Origin of the sequence: Streptomyces sp. NBC_00237 (genome assembly GCF_026342435.1) — a bacterium.
Lineage (GTDB): Bacteria > Actinomycetota > Actinomycetes > Streptomycetales > Streptomycetaceae > Streptomyces.
Map to the genome: position 1 here is coordinate 514,779 of NZ_JAPEMT010000003.1, position 19,097 is coordinate 533,875.

Consider the following 19,097-nt stretch of genomic DNA (forward strand, 5'->3'; position numbering starts at 1 on the left):
CCCCACCGTTCTGTCCCACCCCTCCGCCCCTCCCTTCTCTCGTACGTCTCCCCAAAACTGCCTACGACCGGGGCTCCGTACGAAACGACCCGCCCCGGAGCCCCGCCATGCCGGACGCCGTGCCCGCCCCCGACACCACCGTCCTCACCCCGCACGGAGACGTGGCCCTGATCGCCGCCCGAACGGTCGAACCCGGTCACGAGGAGAAGTTCCGGACCTGGGCACTGAGCGTGCTGGCCGCTGCCGGTGAACTCCCCGGAAACCTCGGCGGCGGCCTCTTCCGCCCGGCCGCGGCCGACGCCCCGTGGATCGTCGTGCACCGCTTCCGCGACCGGGCCGCCCTGCGCACCTGGCTCGACTCGCCGCAACGGGCCGCGCACTTCGCCGACGTATCCGGCCACCGCCACCACGAGGTCGCACGCCGCGAACTGACCGGCATGGAAGCCTGGTTCACCACCCCGGACCGCCCGGCGCCCGGTCCGCCCCGCTGGAAGATGGCGGCGAGCTCCGCGCTGGGAATCCTCCCGATCTCCCTGCTCGGCAGCACCTACCTCATGCCCCACCTGACCGCGCTCCCCGATGCCGCCCGCACGGCGGTGTTCGCCCCGCTCTTCAGCGTGCTGATGACCTATGTGTCCATGCCGCTCGTGACCCGCCTCCTGCGCCGCTGGCTCCACCCCGCCTGCCCTGCCGACGGCTCCCGGACGCCCGCGACCCGGGGGCCCCGGGCGTGCCCCGCACCGACAGGAGAAGCCCGGCGTCCGCCCGGCGCCAGGCCCGGTCGCGTACGGCCGGACGGAGGGCCGGGCGTGCCCCCTCCTGGGTGACCACGCTGATCGGCAGGCAGCTCCGCACCTCCTACGACGTCCCGGACGGCACGGTGGTGTCGCTCCGGCTCGGATTCCCCGCAGGTGCCCGCCCGAGCCGGAGCGCCGTGACTACTTCTCCCGCAGTGCGGCCAGCGAGGCCGGTGCCGTCGGCAGCCCCAGGGCCGCGATCTCCCCCTTCGCCCCGTCCGTGAGCGGCACCCCCCACGCCGCGTAGAACGCGGTGAGATCCTGCCCGGCGACGCGGCTGGTCAGGACGGCCAGGTTCCGCCAGCGGTCGCCGCCCGGCATCGGGCGCTCACGCAGTCGCCGCTGCGCCCTCGGCCAGAAATCGTCACCGTACTGGAGGGTCAACTGCTGGAGCATCACCAGTCGTTCGAAGGCGTCGAAGGACTTGTCGAAGTCCACGCCCGGCGCGCCGACCTTCTTCAGCGCCCGGTCGTACACGGAGTCCGACACCAGCCGTGAGCGCTGCTGGAACGCCTTCTGCACGGCCAGCGAGAAGACGTTCACCGACACCTCGGTCAACGCCGACGGCTGCACCGCCCGCTGCTGGCGTTTGTGACCCTGCTCGTGCCACACGCCCCAGCCCGCCGCCGCGCTGTCCGCGATCCACGGCGCGGAGTCGTACTGGAAGCCCGTGTACGCGTCCGCCGCGAAGGCCGCACCGATGCGCCTCTCCACCTCGACGTAGTGGTACGGGAACACGCCGGGCGCATGCTCCGGGGCGCTGTCGTCCAGCCCCGCCGCCGCGTCTTCCAGGGCCCGCGCACACTCCAGGTGGCGCAGCACCGCCTCCGGTGACGCCTGTGCGTACCGGGCGGCCGTGTCCCGGGAGAGCGTCACCAGCGTGCGCCCGCCCACCAGTTCCGCGTAGCGGGACGTACCGGCCGCCAGCGCGGCACGCCACTGATCGGCGGTCGTACGGCCGAGGCGGAACACCGGTACGGGCTCCGCGTCACCCGACAGCGTCACCGTGACCCGCGCGGAAGGCTGCCCGTCGAAGGCCAGGTACACCATCCCGCCGCGCCGGTCGGTGACCTTCGCCGTCCCGGACGAGGCGAGCGGATAGGCGCGGCCGCGCGGGGCGGGCCAGGCCACCGGCGGGCCGACGCGCACCCGCAGCGACCCCTCCGCCGCCCCGGCCCCGACCGCCACGTTCAGCGTGCCGCCCGGCGGCAGGTACAGCCCGGTCGGCCGCACGTCGGAGGGCGCCAGGTTCAGCCCCAGCCGTTCCTGTTCCGCCGAGGCGGAGGGCTGCCCGGTCAGTGTCACCGTGTACGGAGTACCGCGCACCGGCACGGGTAGTGCCAGGTCCGGGGCCTCCGTGGACGCGGGACACGCCGTGGCCTTCAGCGTGCCCGCCGCCCCCGGCGCCGACTCCACGCCGTCCGCCGACACCGCCGTCACCTGGTAGCGGTGGTTTCCGCCCGGGCCCACGCCTTCGTCCGTGTAGGACGTGCCGCCCGTCGTGGCGATCCGTCCGCCGTCCCGGTGGACCACGTAGGACGCCGGCCGCGCACCCTCCTCGGGGGCCGCCCACTCCAGCCGGGCCGACGTGGGTGTCAGCGCGGTCGCCCGCACCTCGCCGGGCGTCGCCTGCGTGACCGAGGGGCCCGGCGAGGTGCGCGGGGGGTGCTGCTTCCATTGCTGGTTGGTGTCACCGTGGTAGCCGTACAGCCCGGCGTACGAGGTGCCGCGCGCGTGGTCCAGGGCCCGGGAGGGGTCGGCGGCCCAGCGCAGGGCGCCTGTCGGCGCGTCGTACTGCCAGCGCATCCGGTCGGAGCCGTCGTTCACCAGGCGTGCCACGGGGGCCTTGCCTCCTCCGTCCTCGATGCCGAGCACGCGGTACGGCGGCGCCGCCGTACGCACCTGACCGTCCGCCACCACCCACCGCTGCCCGGACGGAGTGACGCGGCCGGCCGCCGACGCACACGGTTCCACGGTCACGGCGGCGTTCGGCACCGAGTATCCGGCGAGCGTCAGGCACCGCCCGTCCACCCGGAGTTCCGTGGCCGCGTCCGTGGGGTCCGGCGCGACGACCGCCTCGGCGGCCGGTGTGAACTCCCACTTCTGGTTGTCGCCCTCACCGGCGCTGTACAGCGCCGGGTAGTCGTCCGAGGTGTGGTAGTCGAGCACCATGGAGGTGCCCGCCCACTCCAGATGCTGCTGGGGGCCGTAAGCCCAACCGCCCTGCGCCTGTCCGGCGGGCACCAGGACGGGCCGTGCGCTGCGTCCTGCCTTGGCGCCGCCGGGCACCGAGAGTTCCTGGGGGCGTCCACCGCTGTCCGCGACGGCACCGCGGAGCACGCCCGGTGCGGCGTCGAACCGCCAGCGCTGGTTTGCCGGGGTCGGTTCGCCCAGGCCGGACCGGCAGGAGGCGAGCCAGGTCCGGCCGAGGTCGCCCACCGTCAGGCACTGGGTCCCGAACACCCGCAGCTCGCTCCAGTCCGACGACGGCGCGTGCGACGGCGCGTGCGGCGGCGTCTGCGGCGGTGCGGCGCGGACCGGTCCCGCGGCGGCCGCCGCCAGGACGAGGGCGCACAGCGGAGGCAACAGCCGGGACGGTCTGCGTACCGGCCCGGGAGGGGGAAGCGGCATGAGGGGTCTCCTGAGACTCGCGGGAGGGGGAACGAGGGCGCGTCCTCAGCCGCCCGAGAACGTCTGGGGCCGCCCACGCCGCCCGGGCTCCGTGGTCCGGGCCCTTCACGATCGGCGGAGCGCCCGGCCCTGCTACCAGCGACACCAACGGGAGCCCCACGGATCACCCCTGCGGTCGAACGCGGAAGGCGCCCTGCCTCACCCTCCGGTGCCGGGCGCGACCCACCCGCACCCGTCCGCCAGCGCCGAGGTGAACGCCGTGGCGAGGCCGACGACCGTGGGAAGGCCGAAGGCCAGCGCGTTGTACTGAAGCCAGCACCGCAAGCCCCCCTCCGGCTGCTCGACAACCGTCAGTTCGGGTACGCCCCGGTCGCCGCCCGGCAGCGGCCAGGGAACGGTGCTTCCCCGGGGCAGTTCCCAGGGCGCGCATGCCAGGCCGGGCAGTTGGGCGGGCGCCGCCCACGCCTCGTACCGCAGCCAGGCCGCGAACGGCACGGCCGTACTGAACTCGGCGTACGGATACAGCTGATGGTCCAGCGCGTCGCTGTAGACCGCCCGCAGCCGGTCCACCAGCTCGGCGAAACCGGGCCCGCCGCTCGCATCCACCCGCAGCAGCAGCGACTGGACGAAGCAGCCCACCGTCCGCTCCGCGTCCGGATGCGGGCGGCCGGGCACCGGGGTCATCACCACCAGGTCCGGCTGGCCGCTGCGGTCCGCCAGCAGCCCCGCCCAGGCCGCCGCGACGGCGAGGAACGGGGTGGCACCCAGCTCGGCAGCCCGTGCCCGCAGGGCCTCGGCCAGTGCTGCGGGCACCTCGAACTCGTGCGCCTTCGTGAGTACTTCGTCCACCGCCCGGCGACCGGCGAACCGCTCGACGGCCTCCGGTGCCCCGGCGAGCGCCGAGACGAAGTGGGCCCGGGAGGCGGGCCAGTGCGCGTTCGCCCCCTCCACCAGCTCCGGATAGCCAGGACCCGGGCGGACCGGCGGGACCGGACGCCCACGTCGCAGCGCGGAGTAGAACACCCCGAGGTCCGCCAGCAGCACACCGACCGACCAGCCGTCACCGGCCATGTGGTGCACCGCGACGAGCACCACGTGGTCCGTCGGCGACCTGCTGACCACCAGGAGCCGCGCCATCGGGTCCCGGCCCAGGTCGGTGAGGCGGTCGCGTTCGGCCAGCAGCAGGGCGTCCACCTCCGCGTCCGACGCCCCGGGGGCCCCGGTCAGGGTGATCCGCGCCCGGGGCTCCTCGTCCAGCACCACCCGGACGACTCCCTCCCCGACCGCCTCGAAGCGGGTCCGCAGCGCCGGATGGCGGCGCACCGCCTCGGTGAGCGCCCGGCCCAGGATCTCCGGCTCCAGCCGGTCGGTCACCCGGAACAGCGCCGTCACCGCGCCCGCGTCCCGCCCGGGAGCCTCGGACATCCAGCGGAAGAAGTTCTCCTGCTGCGAGGTGAGGGGAACGGCGTGCGGCTGCGCACGGAGCGCGGCCAGGTAGGGCGTCACGGTCTGTGCCTCCGGCGACGCTCCGGCGGCGTCATCCAGCCGCCGGTCGGGGTGGTCCACCCAGGTCGCCTGGGACCGCAGCGAAGGCCGCTCGAAGATCAGGGCGGTGCCCGCGCGGACGCCGAACTCGACGCTGATGCCCGTGGCGAGCTGGACCGCCCGGAACGAGTCGCCGCCCAGCGCGAAGAACTCCGCCGACACGTCCGTCACCGGACGGCCGAGCAGCCGCCGCCAGAGCGCGGCCAGCCGCTGTTCCGTCGCGGTCGCCGGGGCCACGGCATCCGCCGATTGCTCCACGGGCGCGTCGAACAGGGCGCGGAGCCGGTGCTTGACCACCTTGCCGCTCGGGTTCCGGGGCAGGTCAGCGGCGAGCAGGATGCGCACCGGCAGCTCCGGCCTGCTCAACCGGGCGCTCAGGAACAGCCGGAGCTCGTCCAGGCCGAGCCCGCCGGGCCCCGCCACCACCACCGCCACCGGAACGGCTCCCATCACGGGGTGCGGCAGACCGAACGCGGCGGCGTCCGCCACCCCGGGGTGCTCGTGCAGCACCTCCTCGATCCGCAGCGTGGAGACCTTCAGCGCACCGCTCTTGATGACATCGCTCTCCCGGTCGACCAGATACAGGTGGCCGTCCGCGTCGAGCCGTCCGACGTCGCCCATCCGCACCCACCCGTCGTGGAACACCCGGGCGCTCTGTTCGGCGTCGCCGAGGTAGTCGCGCGAAGGTCCGGGCTGCCGAAGCCACACCTCGCCCACCTCACCGGCGGGCAGCGGCAGCCCTTCCGCATCGCGTATCCGGACGTCACGGGGATTCGCCGGGCGGCCCAGCGAACCCGGGCGACGGGCGTCGACCACCGTGGAGATCTGCGCGGGGGAGGCTTCGGCGGAGGTGTACGTGTTCACGATCGTCGCTCCCGGCAGCGCCGCGCCCAGTGCGGCCGCCACCGGCACGGGCAGCGCGGCGGCGGAGGAATTGACCAGACGCAGACTGCTCAGGTCGTACCGGTCGGCGGTGCCCGTGTTGATCAGCTCGATGGCCATCGAGGGCACCAGGAAGGCGGTGCCGACCCGGAACCTCTCGACCGCGCCGCCGAACTCGTCCGCGTCGAAGCGCGGCAGGCTGAGCGTGGTGGGCGCGGCGGTCAGTGCGCCGAGCAGCATCACCTGCCCCGCGTTCGTCCCGATCGGGAAGGCGTGCAGGGCGTGCCGCGAGTGGGCGTAGGCGCGGTGCCGGGGGCGGGCGGCCAGCCCGGCGGTCAGACTGGCGTGGGCGGCGATCACCCCCTTGGGCGCGCCGGTGGTGCCGGAGGTGCCGATCACCTGGGCGGGATCTTCCGGGCCGACCACGTACGGAGGACGGGCGGGCGGCTCGGGACAGGCGGCCAGCAGGGCGTCCAGGGACAGTACCAACAGGGCTGATCCAAAAGGAATGTGACTGCCTGTCAGTACGGTTCTGGCCTCGGCGAGCTCGGCCAGGGCGGCGGCATCGTCGTGGGACAGGTCCTCGCGGACCGGTACGGGCACCCCGCCCGCGTACTGAACGGCGAGGAAGGCGACGGCGTACCGCTCCCAGTGCCTGTTGGAGAACCGCAGCAGTACCCGGTCGTACGGTTCGACCCCCGAGGCGGCCAGTCCCGTCGCGGCACGCAGCGCCTCCTCGCGCCAGCGGCGGTAGCTGATCTCCCCGTGGCCGACGACCTGCAGTGCCACGCGGTCCGGGTGTTCGGCGGCCCGCGCGTCGAGGAGTTCGGGGACGGTGGTCGCGGCGGGCGGCGTCGTGGTGGCGATGACGTTCTCCGTAACGGTTGAAGGGGAGGGCGGCGGGCGGGAATCGGCGCGGTCCTTGCTGCGGGGGCCGGGTGACGAGGTGGGGTCCCGGGACGCGTGCCGGGACCCCACCACCGCGTCAGCTCAGCCGTTCGGCGGTCTCCTCCTCGCTGAGGGCGTCGATCTCCGCGATCAGCAGGGCCTCGATCCTGGCGGCGAGGGCGGCGGGCGTGGGGCTGTCGAAGACGTCGCGGACCGACACGTCGAGGCCGACACCGGCCCGGATGCGAGCGGCGATCCTGGTGACCAGGAGCGAGTCGCCGCCGAGTTCGAGGAAGTCGTCCAGGACGCCGACGCGCGGCACGCCGAGGACCTCCTGCCAGAGCTCCACCACGAGCGCCTCGGCGTCGCTGCGCGGCGCCAGGTACCCGGCGGACGGGCCCGCCGGGCCCGGGTCGGGCAGGGCGGCGGTGTCGAGCTTGCCGTTGACGGTGAGCGGGAGCGCGTCGAGCAGCACCACGGTGTCCGGCACCAGGAAGGCGGGCAGCCGCAGCGCCAGGTGCTCGCGCAGTTCGCCGGGCCCCGGTCCGGGCACGGGTTCCGACCCGGATGCGGGCCCTTGCCCCGCGGCCGGTCGCGGGACGACGTAGGCGATCAGCCGTTGGCCGTCCCGCACGTGCACGGCCGCCTGCCCGACCGCCGGGTGCGCGGTGAGAGCCGCCTCGATCTCGCCGGGCTCGATCCGATGCCCCCGGATCTTCACCTGGGCGTCGGTGCGGCCCAGGAACTCCAGTTGCCCGTCGGTCCGCCACCGGGCACGGTCGCCCGTGCGGTACATCCGGGCGTCGGGTGCGTCGGCGTACGGGTCCGGCAGGAAGGAACCGGCGGTCAGTTCGGGCTGGGCCAGGTACCCACTGGCGAGCCCGCTGCCGCCGATGTACAGCTCGCCCTCGGAACCCGTGGGCACCAAGTGGCCGCGCTCGTCCAACAGGCGGATCCGCACCCCCGGCAGCGGCCTGCCGAGCGGCGGACGCCGCCCGGCGCCGTCACCCCCGAGGTCGCCCGCGGTGACGATGACCGTGGCCTCGGTCGGCCCGTAGGTGTTCACCAGCCGTACGGAGTCACCGTGACGTGCCCGCCACTGTGCCAGGGTGACCGCGTCCGCCTCGGAACCCCCGAGGATCACCAGCCGCAGCGCCGGCGGCCACGGAGCCTGATCCCCGAGGGACACCAGCTCCTGCCAGTACGCGGTGGGCAGGTCGAGTACGGTGACGGACCCGCCGCTCGCGCTACGCAGCAGGTCCGGCAGCATCCGGCCGCCGCCGGGCAAAAGGACGACGCACGCCCCCACGGTGAGGGCGGGCCAGATCTCCTCGGCGTGGGTGTCGAAGCCGACGGACGCGAACTGGACGATCCGGTCGCCAGGACCGAGCCGGTAGCCCTCCGGTCCCGCCATCCACCGGACGCGTTCGGCCAGCGCGGCGTGCTCGACGGCGACGCCCTTGGGGGTGCCGGTGGAGCCCGAGGTGTAGAGGACGTAGGCGAGGCCGCCCGGGACGGTCCCGGGCGGTGCGGCATCTGTCACCCCGCTGTCCGCGTCGCCGATCGCTCCGGTGCCCGCGTCGCGGACCGCTCCGCTGTCCAAGTCGCCGACCGCCAGCACCGGGACGCCGAGCTCCGGGCGCTCGGTGCCCCGGGTGACCAGCAGCGCCGCGTCCGCCTCGCCGAGCATCAGCTTCTGGCGCTCGACGGGGAGCGCGGGGTCCAGCGGCAGGTAGCCCGCACCGGCCTTCCAGACCGCGAGCAGAGCGGTGACCAGCTCGAAGGACGGCTCGATCCGCACGCCCACCACACGGCCCGCCACGGGACCCAACCGGCGGGCCAACGCGTCGCTCGCGCAGTTGAGTTCGGCGTACGTGAGCGTCCTGCCCGCACACTCCAGCGCGGGCGCGCCCGGCCGGACGGCGACCTGGTCGGCGAAGCCGCGCAGGACGGGAGGGGCGTCCTCGGTGACGGTGGGCCCGGCACCGAGGGCGAGCAGCGTGGCGCGCTCCTCGCCCGCCGTCGGCCAGTCACCGTGCAGCGGGACGTCCACGTCCACGACGGCCAGGGTGAGGAGGGCGCGGACGCGGCGGGCCAGGGCCTCGACCGTGGCGCGCTCGAAGAGTTCCCTGTCGAAGCAGAACGAGAGCGTCATCCCGCCGTGCGGGGTGCGCCAACTGTCCAGCAGCAGATCGGTCTTGGCCCGGTCGAACCCGGAGTCCATGCTCGTCGTGGTGACGCCCGACGGGAGCGCGGTCCGGTCGTCGACGGCTGCCGGATCGAACTGGCTCTGGTGGACGAACACCGCCTGGAAGAGCGGTCCTGCGCCGGGCAGTACGGGCAGCCCCAGTTCGGCCGCCACCCGCTCGACCGGGACGTCCTGGTGGCTCAGCGCGGCCATCGTGGCGGACCGCACCCGGCGCAGCACGGTACGGAAGCCGGGCTCGCCGGTGAGGTCCGCACGGATCACCCCGGTGCGGGAGAAGTAGCCGATCAGCGCCTCGTGGGCGGTCTCGTTGCGGCCCGCCAGCGGGGTGCCGACGGCGAAGTCGTAGGTGCCGCTCCAGCGGGCCAGCACGCACTGGTAGGCGGCGAGCAGCACCATGAACGGGGTGCAGCGCTGTTCACGGGCCAGAGCGTCGACGGCGGTGACCAGACCCGGATCGAGGGCGAGGTCGACGAAACCGGCCGGGTGGGCGGGATCGGCGGGCCGGGGGTGGTCCGTCGGCATACGCAGGGCGCTGACGCCCGCCAGCCGTGCGCTCCAGTACCGGGCCGCTTCGTCGGCCGCTCCCGCGTCCAGCCTGGCCCGTTCGGTGCGCGCGAAGTCGCCGTATTCCAGTGCGAGGTCAGGAAGTCCGGCCCGGCCTTCGCCGATCTCCTCGCGGTACAGCGCGAGCAGTTCGCGCCACAGCACGGTGAAGGACCAGCCGTCGCTGACGATGTGGTGGACCACTATGCCCAGGGCGTGTTCGTGCTCGCCCGCACTGACCAGAACCGCCCGTAGCGGTGGGCGTGCGCCCAGGTCGAACGGGTCGTTGACGAAGGGCGCGCAGGCTGAGGTGAACGACTCCTCGGTGGCGTCCGGTATCGCGACGAGGTCGAGGTCGACCTGACGCACGGGCTCCACGAGCTGGACGGGCTGTTCGCCGTCGAGGGCGAAGCGGGTGCGCAGCACCTGGTGCCGTGCGGTGAGCCGCGTGAGGGCCGCCCGGAGTGCGGCCGGATCGACGGGTCCGCTCCAGCGCCGGTTCAGGTACATGTTGAAACCGGCGTCGTGCGGGGCGAGTTGCTGGAGGAACCAGAGACGGCGCTGTTCGTCGGTCAGCGGATGACGGGCTGTCGGTGCGGGGGAGTTCATGAGGTTCTCTCGCTGTTCACGCGGCCGCTGTTCACGCGGGACCGCAGGGTTTCGAGGCCGATCAGGTCGTCGGAGTCGGCGTCCGGGACCTCCCGGTCGAAGCGGGCCAGGACGGGAATGCAGAAGCTGATCAGGACCAGTGCGGCCATGGCGAGACCGAACACCAGGTAGAGCAGGCCGATGCCGCGCCCGTCGCCGGTGCCGATCAGCGCGCCGACGCTGGAGGCCAGCGCACCGCCCTCGTCCATCAGCGGCTGGAGCAGCCCGGGACCCGAGGGAGCGACCAGGGCGAAGCCGACCGGCAGGGTGGACCAGGCGACCATGGTGTTCACCGCGATCACCCGGCCGTGGAAGCGCATCGGCACCTTGGTCTGGACGACCGTCGCGTAGATGCCGTTGAGCAGAGCCAGCCCGTACGTCATGCCGAACGCGCCCGCGGCGACCACGGCCACCGAGGGCCGCAGCCCGGTGACGACGCAGGCCGAGGCGAGACCGAGGGCGGCGAACAGGACACCGCGCAGCCGCATCCGGCGCGGCCCTCCCCACACCAGCAGGGTGAGACCGCCGAGGACGGCGCCCAGACCGGCGGCGGTGGCCACCCAGCCCGCGGCGGCGGTCGTGGAGAAGGAGAGCACCAACGGCGTGACGAGCAGGAACAGAGGAGAGAGGAAGATGTTCAGCACCGCGAACCAGAACAGCATCGCCCGGAAGTGGCGGCTGCCGAGGGCCCGTTGGAAGCCCGCCCGGATCTCGGCGCCCACGCTCTCGCGGCGGGTGGCGGCCATCACGTCGGGGAACCGCAGCGCCAGCGTGACACCGGTGGCGATCAGGTAGCTGACGACGTCGAAGACCAGGATGCCGCCGAGGCCGATCACGTGCAGGATGCCGACCGCGATCAGCGGAACGAGGAACTGGGCGAGCCCGAGGGCCATTTGTACGACACCGTTGGCGCGGCCCAGGAAGCGCTTGGGCACCAGCTGCGGCACCGCCGAGCCCCAGGCCACGCGCTGGAAGGCGAGCGCGGTGGAGAGCACGGAGATCATCACGTAGCAGTGCCAGATCTCCAGCGAGCCGCTGAGGTAGAGCACCAGCAGGGCCGCCTGGGTGAGCCCGGCCGCGACGTCGCCCCACAGCATCACCGTGCGGCGGTCGCCCCGGTCGACGACGGCACCGGCCAGCGGGGCGACCACGATGCCGGGCACCAGACCGAAGGCGGCGAGCAGACCGAGCTGGAACAGTGAGCCGGTCTGGAGGTAGATCCACACCGGCAGGGCGAACTCGGTGAGCGCCGAGCCGATCATCGACAGCTGCTGACCGGTGGCGACGGCCAGGAAGCGTCCCATGGTGGGGCGGACGGGTCGGCGTGCGCGCCCCTTCCGCGACGCGCCCGCCCGCTCGGCCGCTTCCGGCTTGCCCGGCCGTACGGATGCCTCCGGCTTGGTCAGCCGTACGGAAGCTTCCGGCTTCGTCGGCCGTACGGGCTCCGCCCGTGGGTCCGGATCCGTGCGGACGCCGTCGCGGGAGACGCCCGCCAGCCACCAGGTGGCGTCGGCCGTCCGTTCGTGACGCGCCTCCTGACCGGCGGCGACCGAACGGTGCACCCCGGTGACGATGTCGGCCAGCTCCCGCGCGCGGTACTTGAGGTAGAAGTGCCCGGCCTCGTCCAGCACCACCACGGCGGCGGTCCCGGTGAGCCGGTGCCACTCGCGGAACCGCTCCTGGTAGAACTCGGTGGCCGGATCGCGGTCGCCGCAGACGGCGATCACCGGAGCCGAGAGGGCCCCGCCCTCGCTCTCGTACAGCTCACCGAAGTAACGCTCGGCGTCCTTGGTGCCGACCCGGCGGTTGCGCACGATCAGCCGCAGTTGGTCCTCGTCGACCTCGTCCACGTCGAGACCCGCCGAAGCGAGGGCGTTGATCATGCCCTGGTCGCTGCGGAGACGGGCGGCCAGCTCGGCGAAGCGCTCGGCCAGCGCCGCGCCACGGCCCTTCGGGCGGGCGAACGGGAAGATGCCCCCGAGGTGGACGGCGTCGATCTCCCGGCCCGCCGCCTCCACCCGGCGGGCGATCTCGATGGTCAGCCGGACGCCGACCCCGCAGTGCCCGTAGAGCACCAGCGGTCCCGTGACCGTGGTGAGGATCTCCTCGGCGCAGAGCCGGGCGACCTCGTCGATGTCCATCGCCTCTTCGCCCAGTTCGTGACCGGGTACGGCGATGGAGTGCAGGGCCCAGTCGGACGGCATCGCCTCGGCGAGCGGCTTGTAGATCAGCGCGCTGCCACCGCCGTAGGGCGCGCAGACCACACTGCCGGCCACCGGGCGGCGCTCGGGCGTCAGCCGGTGCAGCAGCCGCTGGGGACCGCGCTCGCCCTCCGGGGCGGCCACCAGAGCGGCCAGCCTGCGCACCGTGGGGTACGTGAAGAGGTCCATGACGCCGACCGGCGTGGCCAGGTGGGGGAAGGCCCGCCGCAGCCTGGCCACCACCTGGGTGGCGAGCAGGGAGTGGCCGCCGAGGGCGAAGAAGTCGTCCAGCGCGCCGACCTCCGCCACGTCCAGCAGGTCCGCCCACAGGGCGGCGATCACCTGCTCGGTCTCGCCCTCGGGGGCCACGCGAAGGCCAGCGGTCGGTGCGTCGGCGGGCTCGGGCAGTGCCTTGCGGTCGACCTTGCCGTGGGCGAGGAGCGGCAGCCGCTCCAGGACGACGTACCGGGCGGGAACCATGTACTGCGGCAGGACCTCGCCCAGGACGGACCGCAGTTCCGCGGCTGCGGGCGGTTCGCCGCCGCCCGGGTGCTCCAGATAGGCGACGAGGTTCTGCCTGACGCCCTCGCCCCGGGCCAGGACCACCGTCTGGGTGATGCCGGGCAGCGCGGTCAGAGCGGCCTCGATCTCGCCGGGCTCGACCCGGTGGCCGCGGACCTTGATCTGGTCGTCGGCGCGGCCGAGGTACTCCAGGGTCCCGTCGGTGCGCCAGCGCGCGAGGTCACCGGTGCGGTACATGCGCGGGCCGCCGGCGGTGCTCGGCCGCCCCCTCTCCGCAGGGGAGTACGGATCGGCTCCGGCGGCGTACGGATCGGGCAGGAACCGCTCGGCGGTCAGGTCGGGCCGCCCCAGGTAGCCTCGGGCCAGCCGGTCCCCGCCCACGTACAACTCGCCGGTGACGCCCGGTGGTACGGGCCTGCGGGCCTCGTCGAGCACGTAGCCGCGCCCACCGGCCAGCGGGCTGCCGATCGGGGTGTGGCCCTGCGCGCTCACGCCGTCGGCGGTGACCTCGTGGACGGTGATGCCCACCGTCGCCTCGGTCGGTCCGTAGTGGTTGAACACCGCGCACCGGCCCAGGGCGGCGATCCCGGCCGCCCAGGACCAGCTGCTCGCCTCCCCGCCGAGGACCAGCGCGCGGCGCGGCAGCAGTTGTTCGAGCGGTGCGTCGGCGGTCAGCGCGGCGAGGTGGGAGGGCGTCATCTTGAGGTAGTCGATGCGCGCCCGTTCGATCTCCGCCGCGAGTTCCACGCCCGCGATCCGGCGCGGCAGCAGGTGCACCCTCCCGCCGGTCGTCAGCGCCAGGTAGAGCATCGTCACGCTGAAGTCGAAGGAGAGCGACTGCAACAGTCCGAAGGACGACCCGGGCTCGATCCGCAGCCGGTCGCCCGCCCCCGCGAGGTAGTGGAGAACCTGGCGGTGCTGCACCGCGACGCCCTTGGGGGCACCGGTGGAACCCGACGTGTAGATCACGTACGCGAGATGGTCAGGGCCGGAGACCTCCTTCAGGGGAGCCTCGCTCCACTGCGCGGCGTCGCCGGTGTCGTCGGTGAGCAGGTCGGCCGCCGCGTGGTCGCCGAACCGGGGGCGCAGCACCGTGTCCGTGATCAGTACCCGGGCCCCGGCGTCCGCGACCAGACGGGCGAGCCGCGCGGGCGGCTGTTCGGGGTCGAGCGGCAGGTACCCGCCCCCGGCCTTGAGGACGGCCACCAGGGCGATCGCCAGCTCGGCCGACTGTTCCAGACAGACGGCCACCCTGTCGTCGGGGCCCACGCCCAGCGCCCGGAGGCGGCGGGCCATGGCGTTCGCCCGGCGGTCGAGTTCGCCGTAGGTGAGCGTACGGTCCCCCAGGACCAGCACCGGTGCCCCGGGTGTCCGGGCCGCCGTGCGGGAAAGGGCCCGGGTGAGTGTGCCGGGCCCGTCGTCCTCCAGCGGGGGGCCGACGGCCCAGGTCTCCAGTACGGCCGTCCGCTCGGCGGCGGTGAGCAGCGGGAGCCGGTCGACGGAGAGGGTCGGGTCGGCGGTGCCCGCCGAGGTCAGCAGCTCGAACCGCTCGACGAGTCGCTGGGCGGTGTCGGCGTCGAAGAGGTCGGTGCGGTGGGTGAGCAGTCCGTAGAGGCCGCCGTCGGCTTCCTCGCGCATGTAGAGGGCGAGGTCGGCATGGGTGGTGGTCGCCTCGTAGCCGAATCCCTCCGACGTCAGGGCCGAGTCCGGGGCCGGGGCGCGGTCGCCGTAGTTCTGGAAGGCGAAGGTCGTCTGGAAGACGGCGGCGCGGCTGACGTCGCGTTCCACCGCGAGGTCCTTGACCATCTGCTCGAACGGCACCTCCTGGTGCGCGTACGCGTCGAGGGTGGTCTCGCGGACCCTGCCGACCAGTCGGCCGAAGGTGAGATCGGCCGAGAGCCGGGCCCGTATCGGCAGCATATTGACGAACGCGCCGACCACACCTTCGAGTTCGCGGTGCAGTCGTCCCGCGACGGCGGAGCCGACGGCGAAGTCGCGCTGTCCGGCGTGGCGGCCGAGGAGCGCCTGGAAGGCGGCCATCAGCACCATGTACGGGGAGGCGCCGTGGGCCCGCGCCGCCTCGCCGACCTGACGGGCGAGCTCGGGGCTCCAGCGGAACTCGGTCGCCGCTCCTTCGAAGGTGAGCACCGGCGGGCGGGGCCGGTCGGTGGGCAGGTCCAGGGCGGGTACGCCGTCGAGTTCGGCCCGCCAGTGCGCACGCGAGGCAGCGAGCTTCCCGCTCTCCAGCCGCTCGCGCTGCCAGTGCGCGTAGTCGCCGAACTGTACGGGCAGCAGCGGGAGTTCACCCGGTGTGCCGTGGGCGTGGTGGGCGTAGCGGAGGTCGAGTTCGCGGTGCAGGAGGTCGATCGACCAGCCGTCGCTGATGATGTGGTGCATCACCAGGGCGAGTACGTGGTCGTCCTCGGCGATCCGGACCGCCAGGACGCGCAGCAGCGGGCCGGTCCGGAGGTTGAAGGGTTCGGCGATCAGCGCGCCGAGTGCGGCGGCGGCGTGCGCCTGCGGATCGAGGGCCGACCCGGCGTCCAGGTGCCGGGCGGCGAACGGCGCTGGCGCGGCGACCCGGACCTCGGCGGTACCGGCCTCGGTAATGGGGAAGGTCATCCGCAGGCTCTCGTGCCGGGCCACGAGGTCGGTCAGTGCCGCGTCCAGTGCGGCGCGGTCGAAGGGGCCCCGGAGCCTGCGGGCCGGAGCCAGCGTGTAGGCGGTGGAGCCGGGGGCCAACTGGTCCATGAACCAGAGCCGTTCCTGGCTGCTGGAGAGCGGGGGTGCGCTGCCGTCCGGGCGCGGGGCCACTGTCCGGGTGGGGGCCGAGGTGCCGGTCAGCCGCTGGTTGAGCAGGGCACGTTTCGCTGCGGACCAGTCGGTCGGCAGGTCCTGGATATCCGTCATCGGTTTCCTGTTCGGGCGTTCGACGAATGCGACGAGGAAGAGCGGTGGGAGGACGGCCACGGGCAGGGCGGCGCGGTGGGCCGGGTGCGGGGCCAGTGGCCCCGCACCCGGTCTGCCCCACGCGGCGCCTACGGGCGCTCGCGCACGAGGGCGGCGATCGCGGCCGGGGTCGGAACGTCGAAGAAGACGTCGAAGTCCAGTTCCACGCCGAGTGCGTCACGGATGCGGGCCGCGATCTGAATGACCGTCAGTGAATGCCCGCCGAGGTCGAACAGGTCGTCCTCGGGGCCGACTTCGGGAAGGCGCAGCACCTCGGCCCAGATCCGGCGGACCGTCGCGGTCGTCTCGTCGCCGTCGTCGGCTGCCGGGGGGAGTGCGGTTTCGTTGTCGTGCGGGGGCAGGGGCAAGGGCAACGCGCGTCGGTCCAGCTTGCGGTTCGGGGTGAGCGGCAGGCGCTCCAGGGTGAGCCAGCGCTGCGGCGTCATGGCGGCGGGCAGGGTACGCAGCAGATGCGCGCGCAGTGCGGCGGGCGCGGGGGGCCGGGCCCCGGCTGCCGGAACCGTGTAACCGGCGAGGAAGGGTTCCCCGTCGTCGTCGGTCCACAGGGCGACGGCGGCCTGGGCGAGATCCGGATGCTCCAGAAGGGCGGATTCGATCTCGCCGAGTTCGATCCGGTGGCCGCGGATCTTGACCTGGTCGTCCATCCTGCCGAGGAACCGGAGGGAGCCGTCGGCCGCCCGGACACCTCGGTCCCCGGTGCGGTACAACCGGGTGTCCGGCGCGCCGAACGGGTTCGGCACGAAGCGCCCGGTGGTGAGTTCCGGACGGCCGAGGTAGCCGTGGGCGACGCCGTCCCCGCCGATCACCAGCTCGCCGGGGACACCGATCGGGGTGGGGGTGAGCTGCTCGTCGACGACGTACACCTGGGTGTTGGCGATCGGGTGCCCGATGCCGACCTGCTCGGCTTGGGTGCTGTCTTGGGTGCTGTCGGCCCTTCCGGCGGGGAGTTCGGCGCAGGTGGACCAGACGGTGGTCTCGGTGGGGCCGTACACGTTGAACAGCCGGGCGGTGCACCGGCCCAGTTCGTGGGCGAGGGCGAGCGGCAGGGCCTCGCCGCCCACCAGCCCGGTGACGCCGGAGAGCGCGTTCGCCGAGGCCCCCGCCGCGAGCATGACCCGCCAGCCGGACGGGGTGGCCTGGACGTGGGTGACGCCCTGTGCGCCGATCAGTGCGAGCAGGCCGGGGCCGTCGACGGCGAGGCCGTCCGGAGCCAGGACCAGCCGTCCGCCGGTGACCAGCGGCAGGAAGAGCTCCAGCGCGGAGATGTCGAACGAGAGCGAGGTCAGACCCAGCCAGGTGTGCTGGGGGCCGGAGCCGAGGAGGTCGGCGAAGGACGTGAGGAGGTTGACCAGTCCCCGGTGGCCGACCGCGACGCCCTTGGGGCGACCCGTGGAGCCGGAGGTGTAGAGGACGTACGCCACGTGGTCGGGGCGAGCCACGTCGCTGCCGGACGCAGCCTCCGTCTGCCCTGCCGGTCCTGCCTGCCCTTCCTGGCCCTGCCCGATCGGCGCGGGAAGGCGCAGGACGGCCGGAGCGGCGGCGGCCACCGAGGGTGCCGGTTCGCGGTCGGCGAGCAGCAGTACGGCGTGGGAGTCGCCCAGGACGAGCGCGAGGCGCTCGTCCGGATAGCCGGGGTCCAGCGGCAGGTAGGAAGCGCCGATGGCGAGGACGGCGAGCAGCGCCGGGGGGAGATCGGCGGTGCGGTCCAGATGGAGGGCGACCAGGTCGCCGGGCCGAACGCCTTCGGCGCGCAGTGCCGCCGCCAACTGATCGACGCGGGCAAGGAGTTCGCGGTACCGCAGGTCCTTTCCCGAAGCGCTGACGGCCAGCGCCTCGGGGGTGGCGCGGGCCTGGTCGCGCACCAGGTCGACGACGGTACGGTCGGCCGGGTAGGGCCGTTCGGTGGCGTTGGGCGCGGTGGTGACGGCCCGGAGTTCCGTGGCGTCCAGGAGCGGCAGGTCCACGAGCCGCGCGTCCGGCGCGGCGACCGCACCGGCGAGCAGGGCCCTGAAGTGCCCGGCGATCCGGCGGGCGACGTCCGGGGCGAGGGCGGCCGGGTCGTACTGAAGACTGAAGTCGAGGCCGCCGCCAGGGGTTCCGGACGCGTACGGGGACGGGGGAGCCTCGACGATCTGGAGGTGAAGGGTGTTGCGGGCGGTGCGGTTGTGCACGGTCCAGTCGATCCGTGCACCGGTGTCGGCGAACTGCGGGCCGGTGCCGCGTCTTCGGTACCCGAGCGATACGGGGGCCAGCCCGACCCGGGGGCTCAGTCCGGGGACGGCCGTGCCGAAGGGCACCGTGCGGTACGGGTACAGGGCCCGCAGCTCGGCCCGGACGGCACCGGCGAAGTCGGCGAAGGTCTGCGAGGCGTCGCAGACGGGCGGGAAGACGGGCAGCTCGTTCACGAAAAGCCCTATTTCGCGGGCGAGTTCGGGCGTCCGGGTGGAGAGCGGAACGGATACCGGCACCGCCTCGCCGCCGTAGCGGCGCAGCAGGCCGTGCAGGGCCGCGAGCAGGAACTCGAAGACGGTGGTGCCGCAGGCGTCGGACGCCGCCGCCAGTGCGGCGGTTTCGATGACGTCGAGTCGCCACTCGGTCGTCTCGCCACCCTGTGCCGTGGTCGAGAGGCGCGGTGCGCCGGGCAGAACCGGTTCGGTGGCGGTGGCCCAGCGCGGACCGTACCGGTCGGCGGCCCTGCGTACGAGATCCGGCGGTGCGGGCGACGCGACCGGTGCGCCGTTCGGGGGCAGGGGTGCCAACTCGTATGCCTGGGCGAGCAACTCGTATGCCTGGGCGAGGTCGTGGACCAACACGTCCTTGGAGTTGCCGTCGAAGACCACGTGGTGTGCGGTGATCAGGAGTTCGGCGCTCGCGTCGGGCCGCCGGTACAGGGTGAAACGGCTGAGCGGCCCGGTCTCCAGGGCGAAGGGGAGCGCGGCCTGTTCCGCCAACTGCTTCTCCACGTCCGCCTCGTCCGCAGCTGCTTCGAGAACGACCAGCGTCGGCCGTACTGCCGCAGGCTCCTGCCACACCCCGCCGTCTCTCTCCACCACCCGTGCCGCGAGGGCCGGGTGACGGTGTGTCAGTGCATCCACCGCGTGCGCCAGCGCTGCCGTGTCGATCCGTTGGAACGAGATCCGGACAGGCATGTGGAACGCCTCACGGGCCAGCCCCAACCGTTCGGTCAACCAGACACCCTGTTGGGCCGGGGAGGCCGGGGTGCGGTCGGTCAGGGAGAGGGCTTCGGGCATGAGCGGCTCA

General features: G+C 73.6%; 6 protein-coding genes. 1 reads left to right on the forward strand and 5 read right to left on the reverse strand.

Features of this window, described 5'->3' with window-relative positions; all coding sequences use genetic code 11:
* Positions 1-107 precede the first annotated feature (107 nt).
* Positions 108-827: an antibiotic biosynthesis monooxygenase gene (locus tag OG897_RS29195; RefSeq protein ID WP_266661367.1), complete on the forward strand. Its 720-nt coding sequence runs from the start codon at positions 108-110 to the stop codon at positions 825-827.
* A gap of 111 nt (positions 828-938) precedes the next feature.
* On the opposite strand, the gene OG897_RS29200 is transcribed toward OG897_RS29195, so the two are convergent.
* The 5 genes from OG897_RS29200 to OG897_RS29220 all read right to left on the reverse strand — a co-directional run bounded on the left by OG897_RS29200 (position 939) and on the right by OG897_RS29220 (position 19,087).
* Positions 939-3,428, reverse strand: coding sequence for a M60 family metallopeptidase (locus OG897_RS29200; RefSeq protein WP_266661369.1), 2,490 nt, complete (start codon positions 3,426-3,428; stop codon positions 939-941).
* 198 nt (positions 3,429-3,626) lie between these two features.
* On the reverse strand, positions 3,627-6,836 hold the full coding sequence (locus OG897_RS29205) for an AMP-binding protein (RefSeq protein WP_266661371.1): 3,210 nt from the start codon (positions 6,834-6,836) through the stop codon (positions 3,627-3,629).
* Between the two features lie 4 nt (positions 6,837-6,840).
* Entirely contained in the window at positions 6,841-10,104 is a 3,264-nt protein-coding gene (locus OG897_RS29210; protein WP_266661373.1) for an amino acid adenylation domain-containing protein, read from the reverse strand.
* A complete protein-coding gene (locus OG897_RS29215) occupies positions 10,101-15,776 on the reverse strand; it encodes a non-ribosomal peptide synthetase/MFS transporter (protein WP_266661375.1) in 5,676 nt (1,891 codons plus the stop codon). Before OG897_RS29215 ends, OG897_RS29210 begins: the two co-directional genes overlap by 4 nt.
* 128 nt (positions 15,777-15,904) lie before the next feature.
* Entirely contained in the window at positions 15,905-19,087 is a 3,183-nt protein-coding gene (locus OG897_RS29220) for an amino acid adenylation domain-containing protein (protein WP_266661377.1), read from the reverse strand.
* Positions 19,088-19,097: the final 10 nt, after the last annotated feature.

Coding starts and splice junctions, on each gene's coding strand:
- OG897_RS29220 (WP_266661377.1), bottom strand. CDS start 19,087: ATGCCCGAAGCCCTCTCCCTGACCGACCGCACCCCGGCCTCCCCGGCC.
- OG897_RS29195 (WP_266661367.1), top strand. CDS start 108: ATGCCGGACGCCGTGCCCGCCCCCGACACCACCGTCCTCACCCCGCAC.
- OG897_RS29215 (WP_266661375.1), bottom strand. CDS start 15,776: ATGACGGATATCCAGGACCTGCCGACCGACTGGTCCGCAGCGAAACGT.
- OG897_RS29200 (WP_266661369.1), bottom strand. CDS start 3,428: ATGCCGCTTCCCCCTCCCGGGCCGGTACGCAGACCGTCCCGGCTGTTG.
- OG897_RS29210 (WP_266661373.1), bottom strand. CDS start 10,104: ATGAACTCCCCCGCACCGACAGCCCGTCATCCGCTGACCGACGAACAG.